Raw genomic sequence first — 2,572 nt, 5'->3', positions numbered from 1 at the left:
GGATTCGTCTCAGCAAACAGCAACCGAATCACCGGTGCCAGCGCATGATGCAACCGTCGTGCATCGTTCAACCGCTGCTCCTGCACCGCCCTTGCCATCTCGACAAACAGCTCCGTGCGGACATGCGCGGCAGCAATAATCGCCCCGACACCGCCGGCGCACAGCGTGCCGAACACCTGCGCATCTTCCCCGGCCAGCACCTGCAACCGCCCGTCGGCGATCAGGCGCTGCGTCTTGTCCGCGTCGCCGCCGCAATCCTTGATGCCGTGGATGTTGGGATGCGCCGCCAGCGCGAGCAGCGTTTCGGTGTCGATGTGTGCGCCGGTGCGATACGGAATGTCGTACAGCAGCACCGGCACGGGCGAAGCATCGGCCAATGCAGTGAAGTACTCGATGATCCCGCGCTGCGACGGGCGAATGTAGGAAGGCGCCGGAATCAGAAACGCTGCCGGCCGATGTTCGGCGAGGCGCAGCATCCGCTCGCGTACGGACGCGAGAGCGCTGCCCGAGACGCCCATCACCACGGGCAAGCCGTCGGCGGCGGCACGTACCGTATCGAGCACGTCGGCCTGTTCCTGATCGGTCAGCGCTGCCGCTTCGCCAGTGCTGCCACACGCTACGAAACCGGCGGCGCCAAGCGCGCGATACCGCATCACTAATGTATACAGCGCGCCGTAGTCGACCGATCGCGCCGCGTCATCGGCAAACGGCGTCACGATGGGCACCCAGATGCCCGCATACGACGGACGTTCGTTGGTGGACAAATTGGTGGATGAATTTTCAAGCACGACAACACTCCTGGACGAATCAACGACCGGTCAAAGAACCGTCAGAAGCGCTTCGGGAATGCGGCCCCGCGAGATGCGGGAGAGAGGCAACCGTGTCCAACGTATCGGTCAACCGCTGTTCCGTCGCCCATCTGACGGAACAGCGCTCCGGTCAGACGAGCGGCTGTTTGGTGGCTTTTTTGGCGCGCGCGAGCGTCGACACGACCGACAGGCTGAAGGCCGGTGCCGTGCAGATCGACGAGGAACGGGAAATCACGCGCATGGAAATTGTCAAAAAAGTCTCCATACCGTACTGATGTGTGACTGGAGCGTCAAGCGCATAAGCTACAGTGCGCTGAAACGTCATGCGACGACGTCGGTCTCATGCCACATTCTTTTCAGATTCAGATCTTGAGGACTTCATGACCCCTGCCCTGACCTTCCGCTCGACGCGTTTTTCGGTGCTGCGCTGGCTGGCGCTGTCGTTGGCCGTGCTGGCTGCGCCATTCCTGTCTGCGTGCGGCTATAACGATTTCCAGGCGAAGGATGAGGCCACCAAGGCTGCCTGGGCCGAGGTGGTCAACCAGTACCAGCGCCGTGCGGACCTGATTCCCAACCTGGTGAATACGGTCAAGGGCTATGCCTCGCACGAGAAGGACACGCTGGAAGCGGTGACCAAGGCCCGGGCCGCAGCCACCAGCTTCCAGATCACGCCGGAGGTGCTGAACGATCCAGCGGCGTTCCAGAAATTCCAGCAGGTGCAGGGCGAGCTTTCGAGCGCGCTGTCGCGCCTGATGGCCGTGTCGGAGAACTACCCTCAACTCAAGGCTGACCAGTCGTTCCGTGATCTGCAATCGCAACTGGAAGGCACCGAGAACCGCATCACCGTGGCGCGTCAGCGTTACATCAAATCGGTGCAGGACTACAACGTGCTGACCCGTAGCTTCCCGACCAACCTGACCGCCAAGGTGATGGGCTACCAGGTCAAGCCGAACTTCACGGTCGAGAACGAAAAGGGTATTTCCACCGCCCCGGCGGTGAAGTTCTGACGAGCTAACGATCATGTCGATGCGCGCGCGTGCCTGCTTCACCCTCTTGCTGACTGTGGCGCTGTGGCTGGCCACTGCGTTGCCTGCGCGCGCGCAAAGCGACATGGTGGCCGTGCCGCCGCTGGCCGCGCGCGTGACCGACCTGACCGGCACGCTCAGCGCCGAGCAGAAGAGCGCGCTCGAGCAGGTGCTGGCCGACTACGAGCAGCAGCGCGGCAGCCAGATCTTTGTGCTGATGGTGCCGTCCACCGCGCCGGAACCCATCGAGGCGTACGGCATCCGCGTGGCCGATGCGTGGAAGGCTGGCCGCAAGGGCGTGGACGACGGCGCGATCATCCTCATCGCCAAGGACAACCCGGCATCGCTGCGCAAGATGCGTATAGAGGTGGGGCGCGGGCTGGAAGGTGCGCTGACGGACGCGCAATCAAAGCGTGTCCTGCAGGACGTGATGGCGCCGCACTTCCGCCAGGGCGATTTCTACGGCGGGCTGTCGGCAGGTATCTCGGCCATCCAGACCGTCATTGCACTAGAGAGCCTGCCGCCGGCCGAGCGCGCCAAGCGTCAGCAATCCGGCGGCGGCATCGGTGATTGGCTGCCCGTGCTGTTTCCGCTGGCGATCATTGTGTTCTTCGTGCTCAGCGCGGCCATGCGCTCAGGCGGACGTGTGACGGGCAGCCTGCCCGGCCGCCCCGGCTCGCGCGTGGTAATGGGCAATCGCGGCTGGGGCCCCGGCACCATCGGTGGCTTGGGCGGTGG

At 63.8% G+C, this 2,572-nt stretch carries 4 protein-coding genes; 3 read left to right on the top strand and 1 reads right to left on the bottom strand.

Annotated features, from left to right (window positions below):
- A partial coding sequence (locus BEK68_RS06120; RefSeq protein ID WP_065851599.1) for a 4-hydroxy-tetrahydrodipicolinate synthase family protein occupies positions 1-788 on the bottom strand: 788 nt, incomplete at its 3' end.
- Positions 789-880: 92 nt separating this feature from the next.
- Between BEK68_RS06120 and BEK68_RS24720 the strand changes: the two genes are divergently transcribed.
- From BEK68_RS24720 to BEK68_RS06110, 3 genes are all read left to right on the top strand, one after another.
- Positions 881-1,084, top strand: a complete 204-nt coding sequence (locus tag BEK68_RS24720; protein ID WP_004629666.1) for a hypothetical protein — start codon at positions 881-883, stop codon at positions 1,082-1,084.
- Positions 1,085-1,189: 105 nt separating this feature from the next.
- Positions 1,190-1,816, top strand: a complete 627-nt coding sequence (locus BEK68_RS06115; protein ID WP_012435014.1) for a LemA family protein — start codon at positions 1,190-1,192, stop codon at positions 1,814-1,816.
- Positions 1,817-1,829: 13 nt separating this feature from the next.
- A partial coding sequence (locus tag BEK68_RS06110; protein WP_065851597.1) for a TPM domain-containing protein occupies positions 1,830-2,572 on the top strand: 743 nt, incomplete at its 3' end.

It is taken from the genome of Ralstonia pickettii, from assembly GCF_001699815.1.
GTDB lineage: Bacteria > Pseudomonadota > Gammaproteobacteria > Burkholderiales > Burkholderiaceae > Ralstonia > Ralstonia thomasii.
The sequence above is the reverse complement of the archived record's forward strand: the minus strand, read 5'-3'. Positions and strand labels throughout refer to the sequence as shown.